The sequence below is a fragment of the Streptomyces sp. NPDC046931 genome (assembly GCF_040644655.1).
In the GTDB taxonomy this organism is placed as follows: domain Bacteria; phylum Actinomycetota; class Actinomycetes; order Streptomycetales; family Streptomycetaceae; genus Streptomyces.
This window is the reverse complement of the sequence record NZ_JBEYWX010000029.1, coordinates 1-25,128: the sequence shown is the minus strand read 5'-3', so window position 1 is coordinate 25,128 and position 25,128 is coordinate 1. Positions and strand designations below refer to the sequence as shown.

The 25,128-nt window shown below is 70.9% G+C and carries 27 protein-coding genes and 1 pseudogene; 19 read left to right on the top strand and 9 right to left on the bottom strand.

Annotation, left to right across the window (positions count from 1 at the left end):
- The 6 genes from ABZ876_RS33455 (at position 1) to ABZ876_RS33430 (ending at position 5,413) form a co-directional block, all read left to right on the top strand.
- The gene (locus ABZ876_RS33455; protein WP_361788875.1) at positions 1-705 is read left to right on the top strand and encodes an HAD-IA family hydrolase; all 705 of its coding nucleotides are present in this window, start codon (positions 1-3) and stop codon (positions 703-705) included.
- Positions 706-907: 202 nt separating this feature from the next.
- Entirely contained in the window at positions 908-3,214 is a 2,307-nt protein-coding gene (locus tag ABZ876_RS33450) for an aminoglycoside phosphotransferase family protein (protein WP_361788874.1), read from the top strand.
- Complete coding sequence (locus ABZ876_RS33445; RefSeq protein ID WP_361788873.1) at positions 3,199-3,567, top strand: VOC family protein; 369 nt, start codon at positions 3,199-3,201, stop codon at positions 3,565-3,567. Before ABZ876_RS33450 ends, ABZ876_RS33445 begins: the two co-directional genes overlap by 16 nt.
- A 110-nt stretch (positions 3,568-3,677) precedes the next feature.
- A complete protein-coding gene (locus tag ABZ876_RS33440) occupies positions 3,678-4,199 on the top strand; it encodes a helix-turn-helix transcriptional regulator (protein WP_361788872.1) in 522 nt (173 codons plus the stop codon).
- A gap of 83 nt (positions 4,200-4,282) precedes the next feature.
- Positions 4,283-4,927 carry a hypothetical protein gene (locus ABZ876_RS33435; protein WP_361788871.1) on the top strand — a complete coding sequence of 215 codons (645 nt, stop codon included), beginning with the start codon at positions 4,283-4,285 and terminating at the stop codon, positions 4,925-4,927.
- Positions 4,928-5,071: 144 nt separating this feature from the next.
- Positions 5,072-5,413, top strand: a complete 342-nt coding sequence (locus ABZ876_RS33430; protein ID WP_361788948.1) for a DUF2516 family protein — start codon at positions 5,072-5,074, stop codon at positions 5,411-5,413.
- 11 nt (positions 5,414-5,424) lie between these two features.
- Here ABZ876_RS33430 and ABZ876_RS33425 read toward each other — a convergent pair whose 3' ends face one another.
- From ABZ876_RS33425 to ABZ876_RS33415, 3 genes are all read right to left on the bottom strand, one after another.
- Positions 5,425-6,717: a SpoIIE family protein phosphatase gene (locus ABZ876_RS33425; RefSeq protein ID WP_361788870.1), complete on the bottom strand. Its 1,293-nt coding sequence runs from the start codon at positions 6,715-6,717 to the stop codon at positions 5,425-5,427.
- A 270-nt stretch (positions 6,718-6,987) separates the two neighbouring features.
- Entirely contained in the window at positions 6,988-8,073 is a 1,086-nt protein-coding gene (locus ABZ876_RS33420; protein WP_361788869.1) for an NlpC/P60 family protein, read from the bottom strand.
- 227 nt (positions 8,074-8,300) lie between these two features.
- Positions 8,301-9,119, bottom strand: coding sequence for a class I SAM-dependent methyltransferase (locus tag ABZ876_RS33415; RefSeq protein WP_361788868.1), 819 nt, complete (start codon positions 9,117-9,119; stop codon positions 8,301-8,303).
- Positions 9,120-9,350: 231 nt separating this feature from the next.
- Here ABZ876_RS33415 and mshA point away from each other — a divergent pair, with 231 nt between their 5' ends.
- From mshA to ABZ876_RS33400, 3 genes and pseudogenes are all read left to right on the top strand, one after another.
- Positions 9,351-10,688, top strand: a complete 1,338-nt coding sequence (gene mshA, locus ABZ876_RS33410) for a D-inositol-3-phosphate glycosyltransferase (protein WP_361788867.1) — start codon at positions 9,351-9,353, stop codon at positions 10,686-10,688.
- A gap of 23 nt (positions 10,689-10,711) precedes the next feature.
- Positions 10,712-11,212: a YbjN domain-containing protein gene (locus tag ABZ876_RS33405; protein WP_361788866.1), complete on the top strand. Its 501-nt coding sequence runs from the start codon at positions 10,712-10,714 to the stop codon at positions 11,210-11,212.
- A 153-nt stretch (positions 11,213-11,365) separates the two neighbouring features.
- Positions 11,366-11,731: pseudogene (locus ABZ876_RS33400) on the top strand (glycosyl hydrolase family 28-related protein); the annotation flags it as partial.
- A gap of 149 nt (positions 11,732-11,880) precedes the next feature.
- Here ABZ876_RS33400 and ABZ876_RS33395 read toward each other — a convergent pair.
- Entirely contained in the window at positions 11,881-13,134 is a 1,254-nt protein-coding gene (locus ABZ876_RS33395; RefSeq protein WP_361788865.1) for an MFS transporter, read from the bottom strand.
- Between the two features lie 175 nt (positions 13,135-13,309).
- On the opposite strand from ABZ876_RS33395, the gene ABZ876_RS33390 reads away from it, so the two are divergent.
- Positions 13,310-14,071 (top strand): phosphoglyceromutase, encoded by a 762-nt coding sequence (locus tag ABZ876_RS33390; RefSeq protein WP_234518223.1) that lies wholly within the window; start codon positions 13,310-13,312, stop codon positions 14,069-14,071.
- Positions 14,072-14,172: 101 nt separating this feature from the next.
- Here the strand turns inward: ABZ876_RS33390 and ABZ876_RS33385 are convergent, their stop codons facing one another.
- The gene (locus ABZ876_RS33385; protein WP_361788864.1) at positions 14,173-14,481 is read right to left on the bottom strand and encodes a hypothetical protein; all 309 of its coding nucleotides are present in this window, start codon (positions 14,479-14,481) and stop codon (positions 14,173-14,175) included.
- 385 nt (positions 14,482-14,866) lie between these two features.
- Between ABZ876_RS33385 and ABZ876_RS33380 the strand changes: the two genes are divergently transcribed.
- The 3 genes from ABZ876_RS33380 (at position 14,867) to ABZ876_RS33370 (ending at position 17,092) form a co-directional block, all read left to right on the top strand.
- A complete protein-coding gene (locus tag ABZ876_RS33380) occupies positions 14,867-15,556 on the top strand; it encodes an LAETG motif-containing sortase-dependent surface protein (RefSeq protein ID WP_361788863.1) in 690 nt (229 codons plus the stop codon).
- A 139-nt stretch (positions 15,557-15,695) separates the two neighbouring features.
- Positions 15,696-16,310: a DUF1326 domain-containing protein gene (locus ABZ876_RS33375; RefSeq protein ID WP_361788862.1), complete on the top strand. Its 615-nt coding sequence runs from the start codon at positions 15,696-15,698 to the stop codon at positions 16,308-16,310.
- On the top strand, positions 16,307-17,092 hold the full coding sequence (locus tag ABZ876_RS33370) for a DUF2182 domain-containing protein (protein WP_361788861.1): 786 nt from the start codon (positions 16,307-16,309) through the stop codon (positions 17,090-17,092). Before ABZ876_RS33375 ends, ABZ876_RS33370 begins: the two co-directional genes overlap by 4 nt.
- 49 nt (positions 17,093-17,141) lie before the next feature.
- Here ABZ876_RS33370 and ABZ876_RS33365 read toward each other — a convergent pair whose 3' ends face one another.
- From ABZ876_RS33365 to phoU, 3 genes are all read right to left on the bottom strand, one after another.
- On the bottom strand, positions 17,142-17,393 hold the full coding sequence (locus ABZ876_RS33365; protein WP_234518234.1) for an SCO4226 family nickel-binding protein: 252 nt from the start codon (positions 17,391-17,393) through the stop codon (positions 17,142-17,144).
- A gap of 172 nt (positions 17,394-17,565) precedes the next feature.
- Positions 17,566-17,718, bottom strand: coding sequence for a hypothetical protein (locus ABZ876_RS33360; RefSeq protein ID WP_234518236.1), 153 nt, complete (start codon positions 17,716-17,718; stop codon positions 17,566-17,568).
- A 165-nt stretch (positions 17,719-17,883) separates the two neighbouring features.
- Positions 17,884-18,573: a phosphate signaling complex protein PhoU gene (gene phoU, locus ABZ876_RS33355; protein ID WP_361788860.1), complete on the bottom strand. Its 690-nt coding sequence runs from the start codon at positions 18,571-18,573 to the stop codon at positions 17,884-17,886.
- A gap of 244 nt (positions 18,574-18,817) precedes the next feature.
- On the opposite strand from phoU, the gene ABZ876_RS33350 reads away from it, so the two are divergent.
- Both ABZ876_RS33350 and ABZ876_RS33345 read left to right on the top strand, forming a co-directional pair.
- The gene (locus ABZ876_RS33350; RefSeq protein ID WP_361788859.1) at positions 18,818-20,086 is read left to right on the top strand and encodes an ATP-binding protein; all 1,269 of its coding nucleotides are present in this window, start codon (positions 18,818-18,820) and stop codon (positions 20,084-20,086) included.
- Positions 20,083-20,763 (top strand): response regulator transcription factor, encoded by a 681-nt coding sequence (locus ABZ876_RS33345; RefSeq protein ID WP_009340348.1) that lies wholly within the window; start codon positions 20,083-20,085, stop codon positions 20,761-20,763. The genes ABZ876_RS33350 and ABZ876_RS33345 overlap by 4 nt, the downstream gene beginning before the upstream one ends.
- 203 nt (positions 20,764-20,966) lie before the next feature.
- Here ABZ876_RS33345 and ABZ876_RS33340 read toward each other — a convergent pair whose 3' ends face one another.
- Positions 20,967-21,635: a DUF461 domain-containing protein gene (locus tag ABZ876_RS33340; protein WP_361788858.1), complete on the bottom strand. Its 669-nt coding sequence runs from the start codon at positions 21,633-21,635 to the stop codon at positions 20,967-20,969.
- A 719-nt stretch (positions 21,636-22,354) separates the two neighbouring features.
- On the opposite strand from ABZ876_RS33340, the gene ABZ876_RS33335 reads away from it, so the two are divergent.
- The 4 genes from ABZ876_RS33335 (at position 22,355) to ABZ876_RS33320 (ending at position 24,930) form a co-directional block, all read left to right on the top strand.
- Positions 22,355-22,837 carry a CarD family transcriptional regulator gene (locus tag ABZ876_RS33335; RefSeq protein WP_003953493.1) on the top strand — a complete coding sequence of 161 codons (483 nt, stop codon included), beginning with the start codon at positions 22,355-22,357 and terminating at the stop codon, positions 22,835-22,837.
- 278 nt (positions 22,838-23,115) lie between these two features.
- A complete protein-coding gene (ispD, locus tag ABZ876_RS33330; RefSeq protein ID WP_361788857.1) occupies positions 23,116-23,868 on the top strand; it encodes a 2-C-methyl-D-erythritol 4-phosphate cytidylyltransferase in 753 nt (250 codons plus the stop codon).
- Positions 23,858-24,391 (top strand): 2-C-methyl-D-erythritol 2,4-cyclodiphosphate synthase, encoded by a 534-nt coding sequence (ispF, locus tag ABZ876_RS33325; protein WP_361788856.1) that lies wholly within the window; start codon positions 23,858-23,860, stop codon positions 24,389-24,391. Before ispD ends, ispF begins: the two co-directional genes overlap by 11 nt.
- Before the next feature lie 131 nt (positions 24,392-24,522).
- Positions 24,523-24,930, top strand: coding sequence for a PPOX class F420-dependent oxidoreductase (locus ABZ876_RS33320; RefSeq protein ID WP_361788855.1), 408 nt, complete (start codon positions 24,523-24,525; stop codon positions 24,928-24,930).
- Positions 24,931-25,128 lie beyond the last annotated feature (198 nt).

The window sequence follows — 25,128 nt, the reverse complement described above, 5'->3', positions numbered from 1 at the left end:
GTGGAAGAGATCGGCCAGTTGCGGGAATTAATCGGAACCGTACGGTGCGTGCTCTTCGATTTCGACGGTCCGGTCTGCCGCCTGTTCGCGGGACACTCGGCCGAGGCCGTGGCGCAGGATCTGGCCGAGTGGCTGGAGGGACAGGGGCTCCAGGGCCTGCTGACGGAGGAGGAACGCGTCCACCCGGATCCCATGGTCGTCCTGCACGCGGTGAACCGCCGGCGCCCGCGCAGCGACCTGGTGGCGGAGCTGGAGGAACGGCTCACCCGGCAGGAGCTCAAGGCGGTGGTCTCCGCCTGGCCCACCGCCTACGCGGATCCGCTGATACGGACCTGGACCGCCCGTGGGGCGAGGCTGGCCATCGCGACGAACAACTCGGCTCGGACCGCCGTGAGCTACCTCGACGACCGCCACCTGACCGGCTGTTTCGCCCCCAACGTCTATGGCCGCACCCGTGATCTGCACCGTCTGAAGCCGGATCCGCACTGCCTCAACCGTGCCCTCAGCGCGATGGGCGCCTCGCCGCCCTCGGCCCTGATGATCGGCGACACCCCCTCCGATCTGGAGGCGGCCCGGCAGGCCGGAGTGCCGTTCCTGGGGTACGCGGGCAGCAGCCACCAGGAGAAGGCGCTACGGGAGGCGGGAGCCGAGTGCGTGCTGACCTCGCTCGAGCCGGTCCTGCGGATCCTGCGCGAGCGGCCCTGACAGGCCACGGCAACGCTCCCGTGGCGCCGCGCGGGGCGGGTGATCCTTCCGGGTGCCGAGGGCGCCCGGATCCGCAGGGGGATGCCGAGTCCGCCTCTCGGCGCGGAGTCCCATGCCCTAGGGTGTGCGCACCTCGTTCGCGGCGCATGAACATCGAGAGTGCCGCACAGTCATGCAGGAGTCACCGTTGGGCGGTCCGCCAGTGCCTGACCACCGTGCTCGGAAGCGGCCGGCGGACGATGCGTACCAACGGTTTCTGCGCTATGCCCGGGCGCTGGGCTCCTTCGACCGCGGCCACCACCATCTGAACTACACGGTGCGACCGCTGACGGAACGGGACCGCCGTCTGATGGCCTGTGACGACGGGGCGCCGGTCACGGTCCGCCGGCGGATCCCGTCGGCGCTGCCCGTGGTCATCAGGACCTGGCAGGACGAGTCGGAGATCCTCGACGCCATCCGGGGCGTCCTGCCGCACGTTCCCCGTTGTCTGGCCCGGCATCAGGACACCGTCGTCCTCGGTCCTGTCGAGGGTGTGCCCCTTTCGCGCATCCGCCCCGACGGCACCCCGCTGGAGTCCGGCGTCATCACCGCGCTGGCGGGCCTGCTCGCGGACATGACCCAGGTACGGCGACGGCACCTGCCGCCGCTGCCCGCGTCCCGGCCGCGTTCCCACCGGGACGGCAGGGCGTTTCTGCGCGCCCTCGCCTACGCGGCGGAGGAGCAGATCAGAGCGCGCAACTGGGCCCGGTTCGGTGGCCTGTTCACGGTGCTGGGCGTTCCGGAGGACGCCATGGTCCGCTTCGCGGAACGGGTCCCGGCGCTCATCAGCCGCCCCTTCAGCCTGCTCCACACGGACCTGCACCGGGACAACGTCATCGTGTCCTCCCACGGTCGTTGGCCGCTGACCTGCGTCGGCTGGGAGCTGGCGACATACGGCGACCCCCTGCACGACCTCGCCAACCACCTGGTGCGGATGCGGTACCCCCGGGACCAGTGGGACGAGGTCGTCGAAGCCTGGAGCACCGTCATGGGGGAGCGGCGCAGCCAGGCCGTCCACGGACTGGACCGGGACCTGAAGCACTATCTGGCCTTCGAGCGCGCCCAGTCCGTCTATCCGGACGTGATGCGCGCGGCCGCATCGCTGGGCGACCCCGTCGGCCGACCGGACCTGGACGCGGCTGCGCAGACGGTGCACCGTTCGCTGGTGGCGGCGGAGGAGCCGCTGGGCCTGAAGAAGGTGCCGGGCGAGCGGGAGATCGAACGCATCCTCTTCCGGTGGAACGAGTCCCACGGTGTCGGGCCCGGCCGGGAACGCACCATGTTCCCGATCGTCTGGGAGCGTGACGGGCGGGTTTCCATCCGCCCGGACTTTCCCGTCTGGGCGGTGAGCCGCGCGCTGTTCGAGGAAGGGGCCGCGTCGCCGGACCGGGTCTTCAAGGGCACCGCCCATCTCAACACGGCCGTGCGTGTGGAGGGCGTCGGCTTCCCGGTCATGGTGCGCAGAAAGGCGGGATCGTCGAGCCCCCTGGAGCGGCGCTTCCTGAACGAGCACGTCGTGCTGGGCGTGATCGAACGGACCGGGGTCCGCGTGCGGGCGCCACGGGTACTGGCCCTGGGGACCAGCGGACTGGACGAGCCGTTCACCATCCACACCTACGAGGGGCCGGCGGACGGCATCCGGCCGCCCGCCCACCCCGCGTACGGGCTGCTGCCGCACGAGGCGGACGACCTCGTCGACCAGCTCGCCGAGCTGACGACCGTCCCCTGTGAGCGGATCGACCGCGCCCGGACCGACCCCCTCTTCCCGGACACGGACTTCTCCTCCTGGCTGCGGGCCGAACTGGTCCGCATGGTCGGCGAGCTGCCCAAGGCCACCCGGGACCTGGCCCGGGACCTGGGGCTTCCGGACAGTGTCCGGCTGGCCGAGATCCTCACCCGCCACATGCTGGCCCCACGCCGGCCGGTGCTCCTGCACGGCGACCTCAACCCATGGAACCTCGTACGCCGGGCGGACGGCGGCCTGACCCTCATCGACTGGGAGATGGCCGTGATCGGGGACCCGTTGTACGACCTGGTCCGCCATATGCATCTGACGCCCACCCGGCCCGACATCCGCAGGCGCCTGCTGAGCCGCTGGGCGCGCCGGCTGCCGGACGACTGCACGAAGGGCTGGCAGGAGGACTGGCGCGTCTACCGGTGGATCGAGATCATCCGGTCCGCGTACGTGGACCTCGACCGCCTGGTGACGGGCGACAGCCCGGCAGCCCCGAACGTACGCCGGGCGTTCGACACCTACGCGATGACCCTGGTGGAGGCCAGGGCCGCGCTGGGCCTGCGGGACAGGTCCGCTGCCGATCCGTACCTCGTCCGGGCGCTGCCGCACGGGGGCGCACCGGGCGGTGGGGGCCGCGCCGCACGCCTGACCCGCCCGGCCCGGCACCGGCCGGGCGGCCCCGGTCACGTCCGAAACACACCGATCTCCCCGGAGGTGTCATGCCCCCGCACATGAAGCTGGCCGCGATAACGCTCGACTGCCCTGATCCGCCGGGCCTGGCGGCGTTCTATCAGCAGGCCACCGGCCTTGAACCGCACCCGGAGTCGAACGCCGACTTCGCCGGTCTCAACGGTGAGCACGGACTCTTCATCGGCTTTCAACGGGTCGACGACCATCGGGCTCCGAGCTGGCCCGACCCAACCGTTCCCCAGCAGCTTCACCTCTGCTTCGAGGTCCCGGACCTCGAGGAGGCCGAGGCCCGGCTGCTGGAGCTGGGCGCGGGCAAGCCGGCTCATCAGCCGCATGAGGACAGGTGGCGGGTCCTCACCGATCCGGCTGGGCATCCCTTCTGCATCGTCAGAGGCTGATCGGGGCACAAGAGGCTTTGCGGTCGGGCCACGGGGCCCGTTCCGCGGCGCGGCGCACAATTGCAAGCGGTGCGCTTGCAATTGTTAGCGCAGCGCGGCACAGTGGAGTCATGGCATCGCTCAACGTCGGCAACCTCGGTGAGTATCTGCGTGAACAGCGGCGCAACGCGCAGCTGTCGCTCAGGCAGCTCGCCGAAGCCGCCGGGGTGTCCAATCCGTATCTGAGCCAGATCGAGCGCGGGCTGCGCAAGCCGAGCGCGGAGGTGCTCCAGCAGGTCGCCAAGGCGCTGCGGATCTCCGCCGAGACGCTGTATGTGCGGGCCGGCATCCTCGACGCCGAGCGCGACAAGGAGGAGTGCCGGCGGGAAGGCGCGACGCGCGCCGTCCTCCTCGCCGATCCCTCGCTCACCGAGCGGCAGAAGCAGGTGCTGCTCCAGATCTACGAGTCCTTCCGCAAGGAGAACGGCTTCGAGATCGCCCGGGCGAGCACGGCGGACGAGAACGGCCGGGTGGCCCACGAGGCTCCGGACACGGACGACGCCCAGAACACCGACACGCCCGGCCCCCGCACGGCCGACGGCAGCGATGCCGGTCCGCGGCGCGACGCCGACCGACCGGGCCGGCCGGAATGACCGGCCCGGCCAGGGCGGCCGGACGCCGACCGGCGGACCGCCCCAAACCCTCAGTCGAAAGCCGAACCGGGAGGACCGTTCCCATGGCCATCACCGACGACCTGCGCAAGACCCTCAGCGACCCGACCCCGCTCTACTTCGCCGCCGGCACCGCCGACCTGGCCATCCAGCAGGCCAAGAAGGTCCCCGGCCTGGTCGAGCAGCTGCGCACCGAGGCACCGGCCCGTATCGAGGCCGTGCGCAACACCGACCCGAAGGCGGTACAGGAGAAGGCCGCGGCCCGCGCCAAGGAGGCCGGTGCCCGGGTGAAGGTGACGCAGGAGACCATCCAGGCGAGGGTCGGTGAGTTCCTCAACTCGCTCGACTCGGACCTCAAGAAGTTCGGCAGCACCCTGGACGCCGACCTGAAGAAGCTCGGCGAGACCGCCCAGGACATCGCCCTGCGCGGCGTCGGCGTCGCCGCCGAGTACGCCGTCAAGGCACGCGAGACCTACGAGAAGGTCGCCGAGCACGGCGAGCAGGCCGTGCGGACCTGGCGCGGCGAGGCCGCCGAGGAGATCGAGGACCTCGCCGTCGCCGTCGAGGGCAAGCTGGAGCCCGTCGAGGTCAAGGACGAGCAGAAGCCGGCCGAGTCCAAGGGCGCGCAGGCCGAGAACAGGTCCGCGGCGAAGAAGGCGGCGCCGGTGCGCAAGCCGGTGGCGAAGAAGACCCCGCCGCCGGCCAAGTGAGCACTTTCGCACCGGGCCCGCGTACGGCGGGCCATCGGTGACGGGCCGGGCACTTCGCTGGTGCCCGGCCCGTTGTACGGACACACGGCGGCCGGACACGGGTACGGTGGCCGTACACAGGACTCGACCCGGGTGGTGGGCATTGTGCTGATGACGGCATTCGGCGGCTTCTTGTCGCTGCTCTATCTCGCCATGCTGGTGCTCGCCGTGGCGGCACTGGCGATGGCCGCGCTGTACCGAGACGACGCCTACCGCGCCGCCGACAAGCAGAACAAGGGCTTCTGGCTGATCATCCTCGGTATCGCGGTCGCCGTGAACCTGCTGGTGCCGATGCTCTTCCTCCAGCTGGCCGGCCTGGTCGCCAGCATCGTGTTCTTCGTGGATGTCCGGCCCGCGCTCAAGCAGGTCTCGGGCGGCGGCTGGGGCCGTCGCCGCCGCGGAAGCAGCAGCGACGGTCCCTACGGCCCGTACAACGGCGGACGGTAGCCCGCGGGCGGTTACGGCGCGCGGTCGAGCAGGACGACCGCGACGTCGTCCGTCAGCTCCCCGCCGTTGAGATCGCGGACCTCGCTGACCGTCGCGCGCAGCAGCTCCTCGCCGGTCAGGCCCTCGGCCAGCCGGCGGCGGACGAGTGCGACCATGCCGTCCTGGCCGAGGCGTTCCCCGTCTTCGCCGGCGCGCCCCTCGATGAGGCCGTCCGTGTAGAGCATCAGGCTCCAGGCCGCTCCCAGCTCCACCTGCGTCCGCGGCCAGCGGGCGTGCGGCAGCAGGCCGAGCGCCGGGCCGTTGTTGTCGTACGGCAGCAGCTCGGCAGGCTTGTTCGGGCGTGCGATCAGCGGGGACGGATGACCGGCCAGGCACAGCCCGGCGCGGCGGCCGTCCGGTGCGATGTCCACCGTGCACAGCGTCGCGAAGATCTCGTCGTTGTCCCGCTCGTGTTCCAGGACCTGCTGGAGCGTGGACAGCAGCTCGTCGCCGCACAGGCCCGCCAGCGTCAGTGCGCGCCAGGCGATGCGCAGCTCCACCCCGAGCGCGGCCTCGTCCGGGCCGTGCCCGCAGACGTCGCCGATCATCGCGTGCACCGTGCCGTCCGGCGTACGCACCGTGTCGTAGAAGTCACCGCCGAGCAGCGCGCGCGAGCGGCCGGGGCGGTAGCGGGCGGCGAAGCGCAGCGAGGAGCCGTCGAGCAGCGGGGTGGGCAGCAGACCGCGCTCCAGACGGGCGTTCTCCTGCGCCCGCAGCCTGGACTCCGTCAGCCGCCGCTCGGCCGTGTCGGAGCGCTTGCGCTCCACCGCGTAGCGGATCGCGCGGCTCAGCAGGCGTCCGTCGAGTTCGTCGCGGAACAGGTAGTCCTGGGCGCCGACGCGCACGGCCTCGGCGCCGCGCTCGGCGTCGCCGGACGCGGTGAGGGCGAGCACGGCATGGCGGGGCGCGAGCTGGAGCACATGCCGCAGCACGGCCAGCTCGTCGTCCTCCTTGGCGGCACGGCCGGGGGCGGGCAGCGCGAGGTCCAGCAGGATGCAGTGGACGTCGTCGGTGAGCAGCCGCTCGGCCTCGGTGAGGTTGCGGGCGGTGCGCAGCCGGATGGGGCGGCCCGCCGGGTCGAGCATCTCGGGCAGGATCGGCGCGCGGGTCGGATCGTCCTCGATCACCAGCAGGGTGAGCGTGTCGGCCGCGGTCTTTCCACGCGCCGGCCCCGGTGCGGCCTGGGCCCCGGGCAGGGACGCGGCTTGAGCCTGACCACTCTCCACGGCCGGGATCACTCTCTGCCGCGGTACGGGTACGGGCATCGTCTCGGTTCCTTCCCTCCCCCCGAGGGCACGGGCGGGGCGAGGGACCTCGACCCACCGACCGGGACCATAGCGGTAGCCGAGGCCGCAACGGAATGCCCGACGACGTGGTGTTGGGCAACGGGCCGCCGTCATATGCCGCATCAGTACCGCAGTTGGACACGGGTGACATCACCAGGGATGACGTACGTCACGTCGGGTGCGGGTTTGAAGCGGAGGGTGGCGTGCGCGGCGTCACGTGGGGCCCGTCACGTGGGATGCGCGGGCGTCTCAGGTCCGGTCCGGGCGCACCACTCCCAGAATCGGCATCGAGCCCGCGCCCGCGATCGTCACCGACCGCCCCGGGCGCGGGGCGTGGACGATCGCGCCGTCGCCGACGTACATCGCCACATGGCTGGCGTCCCGGAAGTAGATGATCAGATCGCCGGGGCGCATGTCCTTGATGCCGACGTGCCGGAGCTGCTTCCACTGCTCCTGCGAAGTGCGCGGGATGGTGGTTCCGGCCGCCGCCCAGGCCTGGGACGTCAGCCCCGAGCAGTCGTAGGACTTCGGACCCTCGGCGCCCCATTCATACGGTTTGCCGATCTGGCCGGTCGCGAACCGTACGGCCTTACGGCCCTCCGTCGAGGCCTTGCTGCTGATGTCGTCGAGTATGCCGGTGTCGAGCCAGGCCGTCTGTGCCTGGTTCGCGGCCTGCTCCTCCAGCTTCCGCAGCCGCTCCCGCTCCTGCTTCCGCAGCCGGGACTGGAGTTTCTCGGCGGTGGCGATCTCCTTCTCGATCCTCTTCTTGGCCTCGGCCTTGGCCTTGCGGTGGGTGTCCAGTCTCTTCCACTGGTCGGCGGCGTCGCGCGCGTACTGCTTCAAGTCCTCCTGCGTACGCGTCATCTCGGCGAGCAGCCCCCTGGCCGCGTGTTCGCCCTGGCGGACCCGGCCCGCTTCGTCGAGGAACTCCTGCGGGTCGCGGCTCAGCCAGAGCCTGACCTCGGGCGGCAGCCCTCCGCCGCGGTACTGGGCGCGGGCCGCGGCGCCCGCCCGGTCCTTCAATTCGGCCAGCTTCTCCTGGCCCTTGACGATCTCCCGGGCCAGCTCGACGATCCGCGTCGATTGCTGCTCGGTCTGCTCCGCGGCCGCGTTGTACGCGTCCGTGGCGACCGCGGCGTCGTGGTACAGCTTGTCCAGCTTGCGCCGGACCGCGTCGAGGTCCTTGTCGGCCGACGGAGCCGGCCGGCCGGGCGGAGTGGGCGTCGGGGCCGGCCGGCCCAGGCTCGCATAGGCGGCGCCCGGTGTGCCCAGCACGGTGACCGCGCAGACCAGGGCGATGGCCGCCGTGGTCATGGCCCGCTTCCCGGATCCCATACTTCGCCCCCAAATCTGGTTTACCGTCAGTAACTTGCGACGTCTGGGGATCGTGCCACGTCGACGGGCAAAGCGACAGAGGCGGGACTTATCCGCACAAAAAACTCCCTCGCCTGCCGCACCTGGTACGACGATCTCCCTGCCCGGTCGGTCGCCCTCGTACGGCGATCGGCCGCGAATGTGACGAAGGACGCGGGAAGATCGTTCCCCGCAGGTCGGACGGGGTTTTACGCGCGAGGCGCCAAGGCTCCCCAGGCGACCGTGACTTCCCCCTGGCGCCAGCGCGCCGGGCCGTCGGTCACCGGCCAGTCCGCCGTCAGCCGGCGGACCGTGCGTATCCAGCGCTGGCGGGCGCCGTAGGACGCGTAGGGCGCGGCGGCGGCCCAGGCGCGGTCGAAGTCGCGCAGGAAGGTGTGCACGGGCTCACCCGGGACATTGCGGTGGATCAGTGCCTTCGGCAGCCGCTCGGCCAGGTCGGACGGGCGGTCCAGGGAGCCGAGCCGGGTGGCGAAGGTGACCGTGCGCGGCCCTTCGGGGCCGAGGGCGACCCATACGTGCCGGCGGCCGATCTCGTCGCACGTGCCTTCGACGAGCAGCCCGCCGCGCGAGCCGGTCGCAGGGTCGGCGGGGGAGAGGCGGGCGCACAGCCGTTCCCAGGCGTCGGCGACCTCCCCCTCCTCGTACTGCCGCAGGACGTTCGCGGCGCGGATGAGGCAGGGGCGACCGGGCACCGGCACCTCGAAGCCGCCGTGCCGGAAGACCAGGCCCTCCCGGGTGTACGGCCGCGCGGCCGCGACCCGGGCGGGCTCGATCTCCACCCCGACCACACGGGTGCGGGGCGCGGTGGTGCGCAGTCTGTGCAGCAGCTCCACCGCGGTCCAGGGGGCGGCGCCGTACCCGAGGTCGACGGCCACGGGGTCCGCCGTGCGGCGCAGTTCGGCGCCGTGGACGGCGGCGATCCAGCGGTCCATCCGGCGCAGCCGGTTCGGATTGGTCGTCCCGCGCGTCACCGAACCCACGGGGCGGGACGCGGCGCGGGTTGACATGCGTACGAGAGTAAGCGGCCGGGCGGGGTGGCGGGCCGGCCTGTGGACAACGGCGCGGCCGGCCTGTCGACAACTGCGGACAACGGTGCGGTCGAACGGTTGATCGGAATGCGGTAATGATTCGGTAAAGCGGCCTGCGGGGGAAATGGAGCGCCCCCTCCTGACGTTCGCACCCGTGAGGGGTGGGCGCACCCTCGTGCAAGGCATGGCCGCAGCTAGGAGGAACGCCACGTGAGCCAGTACGTCAGCAGGCTCGGGCGTCGTTCGGCGGCTGCCCCCCGCCTCCGGCTGCCGCACCGCAGGCCCCGTCGCGTGGCCATGCTCTCCGTGCACACCTCCCCGCTCCACCAGCCCGGCACGGGCGACGCCGGAGGCATGAACGTCTACATCGTGGAGCTGGCCCAGCGGCTGGCCGCGATCAACATCGAGGTCGAGATCTTCACCCGGGCCACCACGGCCGCCCTCCCGCCGGCCGTCGAGCTCGCCCCCGGCGTCCTCGTCCGGCACGTCGACGCCGGACCCTACGAAGGGCTCGCCAAGGAGGACCTGCCCGCCCAGCTGTGCGCCTTCACCCACGGCGTGATGCAGGCCTGGGCCGGTCACCGCCCCGGCTACTACGACCTCGTGCACTCCCACTACTGGCTCTCCGGGCACGTCGGATGGCTGGCCGCCGAGCGCTGGGGCGCCCCGCTGGTGCACGCCATGCACACCATGGCCAAGGTCAAGAACGCCTCGCTCGCCGAGGGCGACACCCCGGAACCCGCCGCCCGCGTGATCGGCGAGACCCAGATCGTGGCCGCCGCCGACCGGCTCATCGCCAACACCTCCGAGGAGGCCGACGAACTCGTACAGCACTACGCAGCCGACCCCGGCAAGGTCGCCGTCGTCCACCCGGGTGTCAATCTGGAGCGCTTCCGGCCCGCCGACGGCCGCGCCGCCGCCCGCGCCCGGCTCGGACTGCCGCAGGACGCGCTGATCCCTCTCTTCGCGGGCCGCATACAGCCCCTCAAGGCGCCCGACGTGCTGCTGCGCGCCGTCGCCCTCCTCCTCGACGACCGCCCCGAGCTGCGCTCCCGCATCGTCGTGCCGGTCGTGGGCGGCCCCAGCGGCAGCGGTCTCGCCAAGCCGGAGGGGTTGCAGAAGCTCGCCGCCCGGCTCGGCATAGCCGACGTCGTACGGTTCCGGCCGCCCGTAGGCCAGGACCAGCTCGCCGACTGGTTCCGCGCGGCCTCCGTCCTGGTGATGCCGTCGTACAGCGAGTCCTTCGGGCTCGTCGCCATCGAGGCACAGGCAGCCGGTACCCCGGTGCTGGCGGCCGCGGTCGGCGGACTGCCCGTCGCCGTCCGGGACCAGGTGACCGGATTCCTGGTCCAGGGGCACGACCCCGCCGCATACGCGCGCGTACTGCGCGACTTCGCGGACGACCCGCAGCTGTGCACCCGTCTGGGCGGGGCCGCGGCCCGGCACGCCGAGTCCTTCGGCTGGGACACGGCGGCCTCGGCCACGGCGGCCGTGTACACGGCCGCCATGGGTGCGCACCGGCGCCGGGTGCGCGCGCACCACGGCTGACGCCCGTCGCGTACGCTGCCCGCATGGCTGAGGAACAGCGGGCGGCACAGGTCATCGAAGGGGTCCTCAAGGACGCCGAACTGGAGTGGGAGAGCCCGCAGTCGGGCTCCTACGTGGTGAAGCTCCCCGGGACGCGCAAGCTGTCGACGACCGTCTCACTGATCGTCGGCAAGCACTCCCTGTCCCTCAACGCCTTCGTGATCCGCCACCCCGACGAGAACGAGTCCGCGGTCCACCGCTGGCTGCTGGAGCGCAACCTCAAGCTGTACGGCGTGAGTTATGCCGTGGACCCGCTCGGCGACATCTATCTGACGGGCAGGCTGTCGCTGGCCGCGGTCACCCCCGAGGAGGTGGACCGGCTGCTCGGCTCGGTCCTGGAGGCGGCGGACGGCAGTTTCAACACCCTTCTGGAACTGGGCTTCGCCTCCGCGATCCGCAAGGAGTACGCCTGGCGGGTGGCGCGCGGCGAGTCGACGCGGAATCTGGACGCGTTCAGCCATCTGACCAAGCGCGCGGAGGACTGACTCTCCGGGCGCTGCCCATCAATCGCTGCACGACTCCTTCTCTGACGAGGGAGCCCGTGGCATGCTCACCGCTGACGCACATCTGAACGTCGTTCACATGCATGGAAGCTCTTCTCTCGAAGGTCCTGAGAGTCCTGGGGAGGCGGTCCGGACATGGGCATGGGGCACGCGGACATCGGCAGACGGGGTCTGATCGGCGGTGCCATCGCCGTGGCGGCCGTCGCCGGGACCGGAACACCGGTGACGGCCGCCGCACCAAACGGGCCGAAGGGCGAAGTCCCGGCTCTCTGGCGGGAGTTCGCCCGCACCCCCTTCACCCACCCGCAGATCCCGTACGTCGCCCGGGCCGGCTACCGCCGCGGGGCGGCGCGCTTACCCCGCCGCCCCGTGGTCGCCGACGTCACCGCGTACGGAGCCGTGGCGGACAGCACGACCGACTGCGCCCCGGCCATCAACCGTGCGATCGCCGCCGCCGGAAGGGCCGGCGGCGGCACCGTCCTCGTCCCGCCCGGAACGCTCCGCATCGACGGCCTCATACGCATCGGCTACGACAACGTCGTCCTGCGGGGCGGGGGAGGGGCGCTGAGGCCGGCCCCGGAGGGGCGCCTCGTACACCGTCGGGCCGGGCCCTCACACCGGGCCCTCATACGGGGCCCTCAGGCGTGCCCTCAGGCCGCGCCGACCTCCGCGCCGGCGGTCTCCGTCCGCGTCCCCGCCGTCGTCTCCCGGGCGGGGACGCGGCGCATCAGCGCCCCGTACCCGGCCGCGGCGACCATGCCGACCACCGCGCACAGCGCCCACAACCACTCTGCGCCGAGCCGGTCGATGACGAGACCGGACATCAGCGGGGCGACCAGGGCGGCCACCGACCACGACATCGTGTACATGCCCTGGTAGCGGCCGCGTCCGCGCACCGGGGAGAGACGCACGACGAGGCCCGTCTGCGTGGGCGCGTTGACGATCTCCGCGAGCGTCCACACGCACACCGTCAGCGCGAAGGCGCCGACCGACCCCGCGAAGGCGGTGAGACCGAAGCCGTATCCCGCCAGCAGGGACGAGGCCACCAGCAGCAGACGCGGGTCACGGTGCTCGATGAACCGGGTGACCGGGATCTGGAGCGCGACGATCAGCACGCCGTTGACGGCGATGGCAAGGCCGTAGTCCGCGGGCGTGAACCCGGCCCGGCCCATCGCCACCGGCAGGCCCACCGATCCCTGCTGGAAGACGAGCGCGACCAGGAAAGACAGCCCGACCACGCTCATGAAACGGCCGTCGCGCAGCACGGTCCCGAGCCGCACATCGTCCTCGCCCCCCTCGGACAGCGGCGCCGGCTTCGATTCGGGCAGCTTCACGAAGACGACGATCGCGCAGATCATCGTCATCCCCGCCTCGATCAGGAACCCGGCCAGATAGCTGAACTCGGCGATGAGCCCCGCGGCCATGGAGGAGACGGCGAAGCCCAGGTTGATCGCCCAGTAGTTGAGGGAGAAGGCGCGGAGCCGGTCCTCGGGGCGGATGATGTCGGCCATCATCGCCTGCACGGCCGGACGGGAGGCGTTGGAGGCCATGCCGACGACGAAGGCGACGGCGGCGATGGCGACCGGATCGCGCATGAAGCCGAGCAGGGCAACGGACACGGCCGTGGAGGACTGGGCGACGAGCAGGGTCGGCCGGCGCCCGAGCCGATCGGCCATCACCCCCGCGGCGAGGGAGGAGACGACTCCGCCGAGCCCGTGCAGCGACGCCACGAGACCGGCGTAGGAGGCGGAGTAGCCGCGGTCCAGGGTGAGGTAGAGAGCCATGAAGGTGGCCACGAAGGCGCCGAGCCGGTTGACGAGCGTGCTCGTCCACAGCCACCAGAACTCCCGGGGGAGCCCGGAGACGGTCTCCCGGCCGGCGCGTCTGAGGCTGGCGAGTGACATGCGTGATCCCCCATGGATGTAAGTGGCTCGAGAAGTGAGCACAACTTACGAGGACGGGGCTCGGGAAGGCCACCGAATTAACAGATGACGTCAACTGACGTGCGGACGAGGGGCCGGCCGTCCGCCCTGCGGGCGGCCACGCGGGGCGGCTAATGCGTGGATTACGCTCTGAGGCATGGCCGACGCACCGTACAAGCTGATCCTCCTCCGCCACGGCGAGAGCGAGTGGAACGCGAAGAACCTGTTCACCGGCTGGGTGGACGTCAATCTGAACGAGAAGGGCGAGAAGGAGGCGGTCCGCGGCGGTGAGCTGCTGAAGGACGCCGGCCTGCTCCCCGACGTGGTCCACACCTCCGTCCAGAAGCGCGCGATCCGCACCGCCCAGCTCGCGCTGGAGGCGGCGGACCGCCACTGGATCCCCGTCCACCGCTCCTGGCGCCTGAACGAGCGCCATTACGGCGCCCTGCAGGGCAAGGACAAGGCGCAGACGCTCGAGGAGTTCGGCGAGGAGCAGTTCATGCTGTGGCGCCGCTCCTACGACGTCCCGCCGCCGCCGCTCGAGGACGACTCCGAGTTCTCCCAGGCGCACGACCCGCGCTACGCGGTGCTTCCGCCGGAGCTGCGCCCGAAGACGGAGTGCCTGAAGGACGTCGTCTTCCGCATGCTCCCGTACTGGTACGACGGCATCGTCCCGGACCTGCTGACCGGCCGCACGGTCCTGGTCGCGGCCCACGGCAACAGCCTGCGGGCCCTGGTCAAGCACCTCGACGGCATCTCGGACGCCGACATCGCGGGCCTGAACATCCCGACGGGCATCCCCCTCTTCTACGAGCTCGACGCCGACTTCAAGCCGCTCACCCCGGGCGGCAGGTACCTCGACCCGGAGGCGGCCGCGGCGGCGATCGAGGCGGTCAAGAACCAGGGCAAGAAAAAGTAAGCCATATTGAGCAGGCTCCTGCCGGAGGATTCTCCGTCGGCAGGAGCCTGCTTATATCCCGGATCTGACGGATTCACCGTCCGAAGCGAATTCCGAGGGTCTTAGGCCCGCCCGGACACGTATCCGATGGTCAGCGGAACGCTCGGGCGCTCGTCCTTCCCGTGCGCCCCCTCGCGGGCCGACGTCGCGAACGTCACCGCGTAGTTGCTGCCCTCCGGGAAGCCGTAATCGCACCAGGTGAAACCGCTTCCGGCGCCGTCGGCGTCCGTGCACTCACCCGTCCGGCCCTTCTGGGGAGCGTTGATGAGAGTCCACGTCAGCACCACTCGCTTGCCGTCGGCGATGTAGTCCTCGACCGCGAACTTGTCGCCGTCCGAGTAGCAGCCCCCGTAACCCGTGGTGCCCTGCATGAGCGTGCAGAATTTGGTCGTAGCGGCCTGCGCGGGGTTGACCACGCCGAACGCACACGCAACGAAGGGCAAGAAATGGCTGCAACCGGGTTCTTGGCATTCTGAGGAAGACTTGAGCCGGGCGTCCCATTTGCCACGGTAAGAGCCGGGCATACCAAGACGCGCGATTGGGTCGTCGTGGGCTCCTCGTCGCCGTGTTGATCATTGCTTGACCGTTGGACAACCGGCTCATGACCAACCCGTCATCGCTTCATGACCTGCGGCGACGCGCCTTTGACAGGGGGTCCGGCGGGCTTGTAGACGTGTGTGGCTGCCGGGGCTCCCAGGGCGCCGGCCGATTCCCGGGATCAAGCATCACTCGCTCATCGATCCGTGAAGGACAAACGTGTCCCTTTCTCATCACGCCGCCAGAGCGGCACGTGTCATAGGCACGTCGGCCGCCGCGGCCGCGCTCTGCCTGGGTGCCGCTCACACGGCACTCGCATGCAGCATCAGCGACTTCTCCGCCGCGGCCGTCTGCGACGGCAACGGCAAAGGCGTCATCCGCGTCACCGACAAGGACGCCTCCGGCACCCCGGCCACCGTCACCCTGAACGTCGTCCTCAACCAGCCGATCAACAACGAACGAATCCTCGACACCAAGACCATCGAGCACCCCACCGCGCAGGGCACCACGGTCGACCTGGTCCCCCTCGACTGGTACGCCGGGGAAACGTTCCGGGTCCATGTGAAGGCGGGCGACCGGGTCGACGACTACATCGAGCCCCCCGTCGTCCTGGCCGACACCTGCAAACCGTCCGGCACACCCTCGGCTCCCGTGACCCCGCCCGCGCACCCCTCCACGGCACAGGCCTCCGCCTCGCCGTCCTCCGCGGCACCGACGCAACCCCCCTCCGCGGCCGCCGCGCCGAGCGCGAGCAACGCCCCCTCGCCCGCGGGCGGTGGCTCCGGCCTTGCCGAGACCGGGGCGAGCAGCAGCACTCCGGTGATCGCCGGCGTGGCAGTGGCGCTGGTCCTCGCCGGTGGTGGCACCGTCATCGGGCTGCGCCGCCGAACGGCACGCCGCTCCCACTGACGCATCTCATCCCCTCGGCGGCGTCCCTCTGGCGTGCCCGGTCGGAGGCGCGCCGGGGGCCGGCCCGGCCGCTGCACCCCAGGCGTGCTGTGGGGGAGCGTTCTAGCCTGGGAGGGGCGTGGCAGGCGGGTGACGAGACATGACCTGGAATCTGAGCGGCACTTATCTGGAGAGCTGTAACTGCGACGTCGTGTGTCCGTGCACCACCTCCGGCCTCACCGCACCCGCCGACCGGGAGCGCTGCCAGGTGACGTTCGCGTTCCACGTCGAACGGGGCGAGATCGACGGCGTGGACGTGTCCGACCGCAGCGTCGTCGTCTTCGCCGACACGCCCCGGGTGATGGCGGACGGCGGCTGGCAGGTGGCGCTGTATGTGGACGCCTCGGCCGACGACCGCCAGGCGGACGTGCTGGGCAAGGTCTTCTCCGGGCAGGCCGGCGGGCCGATGGCGGCACTCGCCCCTCTCGTCGGAGAGATCCTCGGCGTCGAACGCGTCCCCATCGGCTACCACGACGACGGTCGCCGCCACACCGCGCGGGTGTCGGACGTCATCGACATCGAGATCGAGGACCAGGTGGCCCCGCAGTTCGGCGAGGGCGGTCCGGTGATGGGGCTGACGGGCATGTTCCACCCCGCGAGCAGCACGCTGACCATCGCCCGCTCCACCAGGGCGATCGGCAAGGACGTGCACGGTCGCTCGTGGGACTTCACCGGCCGCAACGGGCACGCGGCGCGGTTCTCGTGGGCGGTGTGACCAGGACGGCGGTCACGGTCCGCCGCACGGGCCGCCACACCGGGCCGGTGCTGGTGACGGCGGCCGCCGCGTGGGTCTGGTTGGCGCTGCACGGGGGCGGTATGGGGTCCCCGACGACGGCCGGGGCCGGGGACCTGCTCGCCTTCGTGGGCGTCTGGACGGTGATGATGGCCGCGATGATGCTGCCCGGCACGGCGCCCGTCGCCTCGCTGTACGCCCGGACGGTCACCGCGCACAGGGCGCCGCGCATGATCGCGTTCACCGTCGGCTATGTGCTGGTGTGGGCGGCGGCCGGGTTGCCCGCGTACGCCCTGGCGGTGAGCGCGGACCGGGTCGCGACCGCGCATGCCACGACGGGGACGGCGGTGGCCTCCGCGCTGTTCGCGGTCAACGGTGTCTACCAGCTCAGCAATCTCAAGGACCGCTGCCTGGCCAAGTGCCGCTCACCGATCGGTCTGATGCTGCGCTACGCGTCGTACCGCGGGCCCACCCGCCATCTGCGGGCCGGGGCGCATCACGGCGCGTACTGCCTGGGATGCTGCTGGTCCCTGATGCTGCTGTTCGCGGCGTTCGGTGTGATGAACCTCTGGGCGATGGTGGGCCTCGCCACCGTCGTCGCCGCCGAGAAGCGCATGCCGGGCGGCTTTCTGGTGGCCCGGGCCGCAGGAGTCGCATCCCTCACGCTCGCCGTCGCAGTCTTCTGGGTGCCCGCGCTTGCTCCCAACCTCACCAGCGGCGGCATGGGTGGCATGAGCGGCCTGGGCGGGATGCACGTCGGATAGGCCATCTGACCGGTCCGGGCCGGTCACCGTGGCCGGTTGGCGGATGGACTCACCAGATGGACAGCGGAACCGCGTAGACCTCGTCGGGTGCGTGGCCGGCGCGTTCGTGGACACGGCGGACCGCGTCGGCCGAGGGGGCCTCGGAGAGGCAGTACACCGTGCCCGACTCCGGGTCGGCCCAGGCCCGCTCGAAGTGCACGCCCTCTTCCTTCTCTATGGCGAGGTCGGCCCGGTGCGCCTGCTTCAGCTGCTCGTCCGTGATGCCCTGCATGCCGTGGTGGACGTCCATGAACTGGGTCATGGCCTCGCACCTCCCTTTTCCGGTGCGTTCGCCCTGCTCCCCTCCATGCTGCGCCCGTACGGCCATGGGTGTCACGAAAGGCATGGAGGTGAGGGGCCCGCGTCCTGCCGGCCCCTCACCTCCTCGTGCTCTCTGTGCGGTTATGACGTAAGAGCGTGCGTGCCGTGCGTCGTCAGCCGCACTGGCAGGGCGCGCCGGACTGGCACCCGCACCCGCAGCCGGAGCCGCAGCCGCATGCGCCGACCAGGGGCAGGCTCTTGATCTCGATGGGCTGCTGGGTCTCGCGCTCCTGCGTGGGGTCGGGCGTGCTGGGGGCCTCGGCCATGGGGTCCCTCCTCGATTCAGACGAGTCAGACGAGACTGTGCCTGTGCACCTATTTCATGCCCGTTCCGGCAGGCGCATCAACGGCGCACGGAGGCTCGCCCACGCCCCGGCCGGGCTCCTTCGAGCCCGGCTCGGGCTCTGACGCCTGGCCGGTCCACCTGGTGGTCAGGCGCCTTCCACGCCCGTCACCGGCGGGATGTCCTGCTGGAGGTCGTCCGCGTGCTCACCGGTCACCAGGTACACCACCCGCTTCGCCACCGCCACCGCGTGGTCGGCGTAGCGCTCGTAGTAACGGCCCAGCAGGGTGACGTCCACGGCCGTCTCTATGCCGTGCTTCCAGCGGTCGTCGATCAGGTGCTGGAAGAGCGTGCGGTGCAGGAGGTCCATCTCGTCGTCGTCCTGCTCCAGCTGGAGCGCCAGGTCGACGTCCTTCGTGATGATGACCTCCGCGGCCTTCGCCATCAGGCGCTGCGCGAGCTGGCCCATCTCCAGGATCGTCGCGTGCAGGTCCTGCGGGACGGCGCGATCCGGGAAGCGCAGCCGGGCCAGCTTCGCGACGTGCTGGGCGAGGTCGCCCGAGCGCTCGAGGTCGGCGCTCATCCGAAGCGACGTGACGACGATGCGCAGGTCCGTCGCCACCGGCTGCTGGCGGGCGAGGAGGGCTATAGCGCGTGCCTCCAGGTCGTGCTGAAGATCGTCGACCTTCTTGTCGCCCTCGATCACGGCTTCCGCCAGCTTGAGGTCGGAGTCGAGGATCGCCGTCGTGGCGCGCCCGACCGCCGACCCGACGAGCCGGGCCATTTCGACCAGACCCTCGCCGATCGAGTCAAGTTCCTCGTGGTACGCGTCCCGCATCAGGGGTTCCCTCTCTTATGTCTGTTCCGGGGGGCCGGGGGCCGGGGCCCCGGAATCACCATGGCGAACACGGCGGACACGGCGCCCTTCGGTCCCCACGCTCCCACGTTCCGGTTCGTACGCGACCGTTTCCGGCATCCCAAATGAACCAATACTGGCTCCAAGGTGAACTCTGGGCGACGAGTGGTCGAGGTCGCACTCCGATGGCTGTGGGCAAGCCTCACGACGTGCCTAACCTGGGTGCATGGACGTGAACGCGGCGGTCGCCGCAGCGGCAGCGATCGCCGGAGTGCTCACCGGCGTCATCGCCATGCTGGCGTTCCGCTGGAGCGAGCGCGACCAGAAGCGCCCGACCCGCACCTCCCTGCACACCGACCCCGTGCTTCCGCCGGGCGTGGACACGGTGCTGTCCGTGCTGGGGTCCTCGGCCGTCGTACTCGACGAGTCCGACGCCGTCGTCAAGGCCAGCTCCGCAGCCTATGCCCTCGGCCTCGTACGCGGCGGCAAACTCGCGGTCGAGCCGATGCTCCAGATGGCACGTGACACCCGACGGGACGGCGAGATACGCCAGGTCGAGCTGGACCTGCCGCGCCGCGGCACCGGACGCGGAGAGGCCCTCGCCGTCTCCGCGCGCGTGGCACCGCTCGGCTCCCGGCTGGTGCTGCTGCTGGTCGAGGACCTCACCGAGGCCCGGCGGATAGAGGCGGTGCGCCGCGACTTCGTGGCGAACGTCAGCCATGAGCTGAAGACACCGGTCGGCGCCCTGTCGCTGCTCTCCGAGGCCGTGATGGACGCCTCCGACGACCCCGAGGCCGTGGAGCGCTTCGCGGGCCGTATGCAGATCGAGGCCACCCGGCTGACCAATCTGGTCCAGGAGCTCATCGACCTGTCGCGGGTGCAGAACGACGACCCCCTCGAGGACGCCGAACCCGTGCGCGTGGACGAACTCGTCGCCGAGGCCATCGACCGCTGCCGCCACCAGGCCGGCGCCAAGCAGATCACCATGGCCGCCGGAGGCACCGCCGACCTGCACGTGTGGGGCCACCGCGGCCAGATCGCCGCCGCCCTGGGCAACCTGGTCGAGAACGCCGTCAACTACTCGCCCGCCCGTACCCGCGTCGGTATCGCCGCCCGCAGGGTGTCGGTGACCGGCGGAGACATGATCGAACTGGCCGTGACCGACCAGGGCATCGGCATCTCCGACAAGGACAAGGAGCGCATCTTCGAGCGCTTCTACCGCGTCGACCCGGCCCGCTCCCGTGCCACGGGCGGCACGGGCCTGGGGCTCGCGATCGTCAAGCATGTGGCCGCCTCGCACGGCGGGGAGGTCACGGTGTGGAGCTCGGAGGGACAGGGCTCCACGTTCACCCTGCGGCTGCCGGAGGCGGGTGTGGCCCGTGACCGCGCGACCGACCATCCGTCCGACCTCGATGAAGAGGACGGCCGGCCCGACGGGACGACCACCGTCTCATTCCCGTACGAACCGCTTCCCGCCCCGGAGGTCCTTCCGTGACCCGAGTGCTCGTCGTCGAGGACGAGGAGTCCTTCTCCGACGCCCTGTCCTACATGCTCCGCAAGGAGGGCTTCGAGGTCGCCATCGCGACCACCGGGCCCGACGGTCTCGACGAGTTCGAGCGCAACGGCGCCGATCTCGTCCTGCTCGACCTGATGCTGCCCGGTCTGCCCGGCACGGAGGTCTGCCGCCAGCTGCGCGGCCGCTCCAACGTCCCGGTGATCATGGTGACCGCCAAGGACAGCGAGATCGACAAGGTGGTCGGCCTGGAGATAGGGGCCGACGACTACGTCACCAAGCCGTTCTCCTCGCGTGAGCTGGTCGCCCGTATCCGGGCCGTCCTGCGTCGCCGCGGCGAGCCGGAGGAGGTGACGCCGGCCGCGCTGGAGGCCGGCCCGGTGCGCATGGACGTCGACCGCCACGTGGTCACGGTCTCCGGCTCGAAGGTCGACCTGCCGCTGAAGGAGTTCGACCTCCTGGAGATGCTGCTGCGCAACGCGGGCCGCGTCCTGACCCGTATGCAGCTCATCGACCGCGTCTGGGGCGCCGACTACGTGGGCGACACCAAGACCCTGGATGTCCACGTCAAGCGGCTGCGCGCCAAGATCGAGCCGGACCCGGGTGCCCCGCGCTACCTGGTCACGGTCCGTGGTCTCGGCTACAAGTTCGAGCCGTAAGCCGTCGAGCGGTCCGCAGGGGCGCGTATGACCGTGGTCGTACGCCTGTGACGTACGACCACGATGTGACGCGGACGTATCCCACACGGTGGTGTTCACAAGGGCCTCCGTACGACGAAGGGCGGCACCCCCAGCTGGGGGTGCCGCCCTTCGTCGTACGGACGTGCCGACACACGGACGAGGCCCTCGGCCCCGCCCCGGTGTCAGTGGCCGGCGGAGCCGGACGCGGTTGCCGTCGCCTTCGACGACCCCTCGCCCCCGGGAGTGCCGGACGAACCCGCCGCGGGCGAGCCCGACGCCGGCTTCGAGGGCTTGGCGCCGGCGCTCCGCGACGGCGAGGCGGAGGCGCTCGGCGTGGGGATGTTGCTCGGGCCCCACTTGCTGAAGTAGCTCTCGGCCGGCACCACGAACGCCCGCAGGCTCACATCGCCGGTCTTGCTGAAGCTGAACGTGATCTTCTGCGCATTGCCGTTCTTGACGCCGGAACCCGGGTTGTCCAGGACGGCGGAGGCATGGTCCTTGCCCCCGATGACGACGGAGCCGTGGGCCGGGACGGTCACCTTGCCCTTGCCCTTGGCGGGCGAGAGGACGGCGGTGCCGTCACCGTCCACGCTGATCGAGTCCAGCGTCTGGTCGGTGGTGCCGACGTTGAAGACGGTCGCCGAGATCACCGCGGGACCGGTGGCCTTCGGGTCGGGCTGGGTGATGACGACAGCGTTCTGGACCTTGATGTCGCCGACGCTGGTCGCGGCGTTGTCCGGCTTGATCTCGAGCGTCTGGCTGTTGTTGCCGGCGCCGCATGCGGCGAGCGAGGCGATCGAGAACGCGATGGCGGCGGCGGCGAGGGCGCCGCGTCGAAGGCTGCTGCTCACGGCGGCGGCAACTCCTTGAACGTGGGCGGAGCAGGGCGACTCCCTGATAAAGCCGCCCTAAGTGTCTGTCAGCGGCCTTAGGTTACCGAGCCGTTCCCCGGCCGCCTCACCCGACCCTCCCCAAGGCCCCGACTTCGTTCGGTATCGGGGGGTCCGAGAGGGTTCCCGGAGGGGCAGGGCGCCGGTCGTCGGGGCACCCGGCGAGGACCCCGGAAGCCGCCTCTCGAGCCCGACCTGGCCGCGAGGCCCAGATGTTCCCGCCGGCCCCACCAGTCCCATCAGCCCCTTTGACCTTGCTTGGTCTGTCATTCACATAACCGCCCGGGTTCCGGTCGGGGATTTCCGGTAAGGAATGCATGGCGGTGCCGAAAATCGATCACGAGCACAACAGCCGGGGATCGCCGCCCGCCTTGATCAATTCCGGATTCGGCGCGTACGCGACGACAGGCACCGAACGGAGTAGCGGAAGTCGAAGGCTTGGAGCCGGACAAATAGGGATGTTCAGGCGCTGGCCGGAGGGCTCCGGCGCGTGTAACGTACGGGTTTCTCTCTGCCCGCAGAGGCGCTCCGACCTGCGAATACCCTCTTCCGCTCCCCCCTCGAAGCACGTTCCTGTCGCGGTTGTCAAGCCCCGAGATATGCCCTGACCTGCGAAAACGCCATTCAGAAGACGCGGTTTCCGTGTTACCCTGGATAGCCACGGAAGGGGTACCTGTCACATGACGTTCAAGGTTGGCGACACCGTGGTCTATCCCCATCACGGGGCCGCGCTGATCGAGGCCATCGAAACTCGCCAGATCAAAGGCGTGGACAAGACCTACTTGGTGCTGAAGGTCGCCCAGGGCGACCTGACGGTGCGTGTGCCAGCGGACAATGCGGAGTTCGTCGGCGTGCGTGATGTGGTCGGTCAGGACGGGCTGGACCGGGTCTTCGAGGTGCTGCGCGCACCGTACGCCGAGGAGCCCACGAACTGGTCGCGTCGTTACAAGGCAAATCTGGAGAAGCTCGCCTCCGGCGATGTCATCAAGGTCGCGGAAGTCGTGCGTGACCTGTGGCGTCGCGAGCGCGAGCGCGGACTGTCCGCGGGTGAGAAGCGGATGCTCGCCAAGGCCCGGCAGATTCTGGTGAGCGAGCTCGCCCTCGCGGAGAACACGAACGAGGACAAGGCCGAGGCACTGCTCGACGAGGTCCTCGCGTCCTGACGCCCCCATCTCCATGCCGCGGTGCCCGATGACGCAGTAGCTGTCGCCGGGCGCTGCGGCATGTCCGCGCCCGGAGGCATGCTGTATGTCGTGCCCGGAGGCCTGTCCGAGGTACGGAGCCCTGCTGTCGTACGTCCGAGGGAAACCCGGATACTTGGCGTGCCGGGCCCGGGCAGCTGGCTCGACCAGAGGTCACGGAAGGGTCCGGTCAAGGCGTCGCGCCCGGCACGGTGTGGCCATACCCACTCCGGCCGAGCACACAAACCTGACAGGAACCGATGTCTGACGATTCGCGCCCTTCACCCACCGCGCCTCGTACGGCCGCGGTGATTCCGGCCGCCGGCCGGGGAGTTCGCCTCGGCCCGGGCGCCCCCAAGGCGCTGCGCGCGCTGAACGGCACCCCCATGCTCGTTCACGCGGTGCGCGCGATGGCCGCGTCCCGCGCCGTCTCCCTGGTGATCGTCGTGGCCCCGCCGGACGGCGCCGCGGAGGTCAAGTCGTTGCTGGACGCGCACGCGCTGCCCGAGAGAACGGACTTCCTGGTCGTCCCCGGCGGCGACACACGCCAGGAGTCCGTGAAACTGGGCCTCGACGCGCTGCCGCCGGAGTACGGGATCGTCCTCGTCCACGACGCGGCCCGCCCGCTCGTTCCGGTGGACACGGTGGACACGGTGATCGAGGCCGTACGGGAAGGCGCGCCGGCCGTGGTGCCGGCGCTGCCGCTCGCCGACACGGTCAAGGAGGTCCGGCCCGCCGACACTCCCGGCGAGCCGGAGCCGGTCGTCGCCACCCCGGAGCGAGCCCGGCTGCGCGCGGTGCAGACCCCCCAGGGCTTCGACCGCGCCACGCTGGTGCGGGCGCACGAGACGGTGACGGACAACGTCACGGACGACGCGAGCATGGTGGAGCAGCTGGGGCTGCCGGTCGTGGTCGTGCCCGGCCACGAGGAGGCCTTCAAGGTGACGCGGCCCCTGGACCTGGTGCTGGCGGAGGCGGTCCTGGCGCGCAGGAGGCTGAACGATGGCTTCTGACGCGCCTCCCCCAAGCTCTCGGCTTCGCTCGAGCAGGGGGCACCCCCATCTGCCGCAGGTGGGCATCGGCACCGACATCCACGCCTTCGAAGAGGGGCGGGAGCTGTGGTGCGCGGGCCTGAAGTGGGAGGGCGAGGGGCCGGGCCTCGCGGGCCACTCGGACGCGGACGTGGTCGCGCACGCCGCGTGCAACGCGCTGTTCTCCGCGGCCGGACTCGGTGACCTGGGACAGCACTTCGGCACGGGCCGGCCCGAGTGGTCGGGCGCCTCGGGCGTCACGCTCCTGACGGAGGCGGCGCGGATCGTCCGCTCGGCGGGGTTCCGGGTCGGGAACATCGCGGTACAGGTCGTCGGGCCCCGCCCGAAGATCGGCAAGCGCCGCGACGAGGCGCAGAAGGTCCTCTCCGAGGCGGCGGGTGCCCCCGTGTCGGTCTCGGGCGCGACGACGGACGGCCTCGGCTTCCCGGGACGCGACGAAGGGCTGATGGCGGTGGCGACGGCGCTCGTGGTGCGGGTGGACTGAGGGCGGTCGCGGCGCCTCCCGGTGACGGGCTGAGCCGATGGCGGTGGCGACGGCGCCCGTGGTGCGGGTGAGCCCGGGGCGTGCGAGGGTACCCGAGGAGTCCCCAGTGACCGAGGTCCCGGAGGTGCCCCATGCCAGCCGCCGTCCTGTCCGACCGGCTCAAGTCCCTGCTCGACCGTCCCGTCTTCGTCGTCCTCGGCACGATCCAGCCCGACGGCAGCCCGCAGCTGTCACCGGTGTGGGTCAAGCGGGACGGTGATCACCTCCTCGTCTCCACCACCGTCGACCGGCGCAAGAAGAAGAACCTGGACCGCGACCCCCGGGTGAGCGTCGTAGTCCAGGACCCCGACTCGCCCTACGAGTACGCGGAGATCAGGGGCACTGCGGAGCTGTCGACGGAGGGCGCGCGAGAACTCATCGACGAGCTGTCGGTGAAGTACACGGGCAAGAAGTACGCGGAGTTCAACCCCGCCTCGGTCCAGGACGCGGAGCGGGTGGTGGTACGGATCGTGCCGCGCAAGGTGGTCGGGGTGCTGTGACCGCGGCGGCCCGGCGCGCTTGAGGTTGGTCACGAATGCGTGGCCCTCGGCGGCAAGGGGCGCGAGGCAGTCCCCGCGGCCCACTACCCTGGAGCACGTGACTATTCGCCTGTACGACACCAGTGCCCGGCAGATCCGTGACTTCGCCCCGCTCCGGCCGGGTTGTGTCTCGATCTACCTGTGTGGCGCGACCGTGCA

Excerpts from the sequence above, each read along its gene's own strand:
- ABZ876_RS33445 (WP_361788873.1), top strand. The coding sequence starts at position 3,199 with ATGCCCCCGCACATGAAGCTGGCCGCGATAACGCTCGACTGCCCTGAT.
- ABZ876_RS33440 (WP_361788872.1), top strand. The coding sequence starts at position 3,678 with ATGGCATCGCTCAACGTCGGCAACCTCGGTGAGTATCTGCGTGAACAG.
- ABZ876_RS33435 (WP_361788871.1), top strand. The coding sequence starts at position 4,283 with ATGGCCATCACCGACGACCTGCGCAAGACCCTCAGCGACCCGACCCCG.
- ABZ876_RS33425 (WP_361788870.1), bottom strand. The coding sequence starts at position 6,717 with ATGCCCGTACCCGTACCGCGGCAGAGAGTGATCCCGGCCGTGGAGAGT.
- ABZ876_RS33420 (WP_361788869.1), bottom strand. The coding sequence starts at position 8,073 with ATGGGATCCGGGAAGCGGGCCATGACCACGGCGGCCATCGCCCTGGTC.
- ABZ876_RS33415 (WP_361788868.1), bottom strand. The coding sequence starts at position 9,119 with ATGTCAACCCGCGCCGCGTCCCGCCCCGTGGGTTCGGTGACGCGCGGG.
- ABZ876_RS33405 (WP_361788866.1), top strand. The coding sequence starts at position 10,712 with ATGGCTGAGGAACAGCGGGCGGCACAGGTCATCGAAGGGGTCCTCAAG.
- ABZ876_RS33395 (WP_361788865.1), bottom strand. The coding sequence starts at position 13,134 with ATGTCACTCGCCAGCCTCAGACGCGCCGGCCGGGAGACCGTCTCCGGG.
- ABZ876_RS33390 (WP_234518223.1), top strand. The coding sequence starts at position 13,310 with ATGGCCGACGCACCGTACAAGCTGATCCTCCTCCGCCACGGCGAGAGC.
- ABZ876_RS33385 (WP_361788864.1), bottom strand. The coding sequence starts at position 14,481 with ATGCAGGGCACCACGGGTTACGGGGGCTGCTACTCGGACGGCGACAAG.
- ABZ876_RS33375 (WP_361788862.1), top strand. The coding sequence starts at position 15,696 with ATGACCTGGAATCTGAGCGGCACTTATCTGGAGAGCTGTAACTGCGAC.
- ABZ876_RS33365 (WP_234518234.1), bottom strand. The coding sequence starts at position 17,393 with ATGACCCAGTTCATGGACGTCCACCACGGCATGCAGGGCATCACGGAC.
- ABZ876_RS33360 (WP_234518236.1), bottom strand. The coding sequence starts at position 17,718 with ATGGCCGAGGCCCCCAGCACGCCCGACCCCACGCAGGAGCGCGAGACC.
- phoU (WP_361788860.1), bottom strand. The coding sequence starts at position 18,573 with ATGCGGGACGCGTACCACGAGGAACTTGACTCGATCGGCGAGGGTCTG.
- ABZ876_RS33350 (WP_361788859.1), top strand. The coding sequence starts at position 18,818 with ATGGACGTGAACGCGGCGGTCGCCGCAGCGGCAGCGATCGCCGGAGTG.
- ABZ876_RS33335 (WP_003953493.1), top strand. The coding sequence starts at position 22,355 with ATGACGTTCAAGGTTGGCGACACCGTGGTCTATCCCCATCACGGGGCC.
- ispD (WP_361788857.1), top strand. The coding sequence starts at position 23,116 with ATGTCTGACGATTCGCGCCCTTCACCCACCGCGCCTCGTACGGCCGCG.
- ispF (WP_361788856.1), top strand. The coding sequence starts at position 23,858 with ATGGCTTCTGACGCGCCTCCCCCAAGCTCTCGGCTTCGCTCGAGCAGG.
- ABZ876_RS33320 (WP_361788855.1), top strand. The coding sequence starts at position 24,523 with ATGCCAGCCGCCGTCCTGTCCGACCGGCTCAAGTCCCTGCTCGACCGT.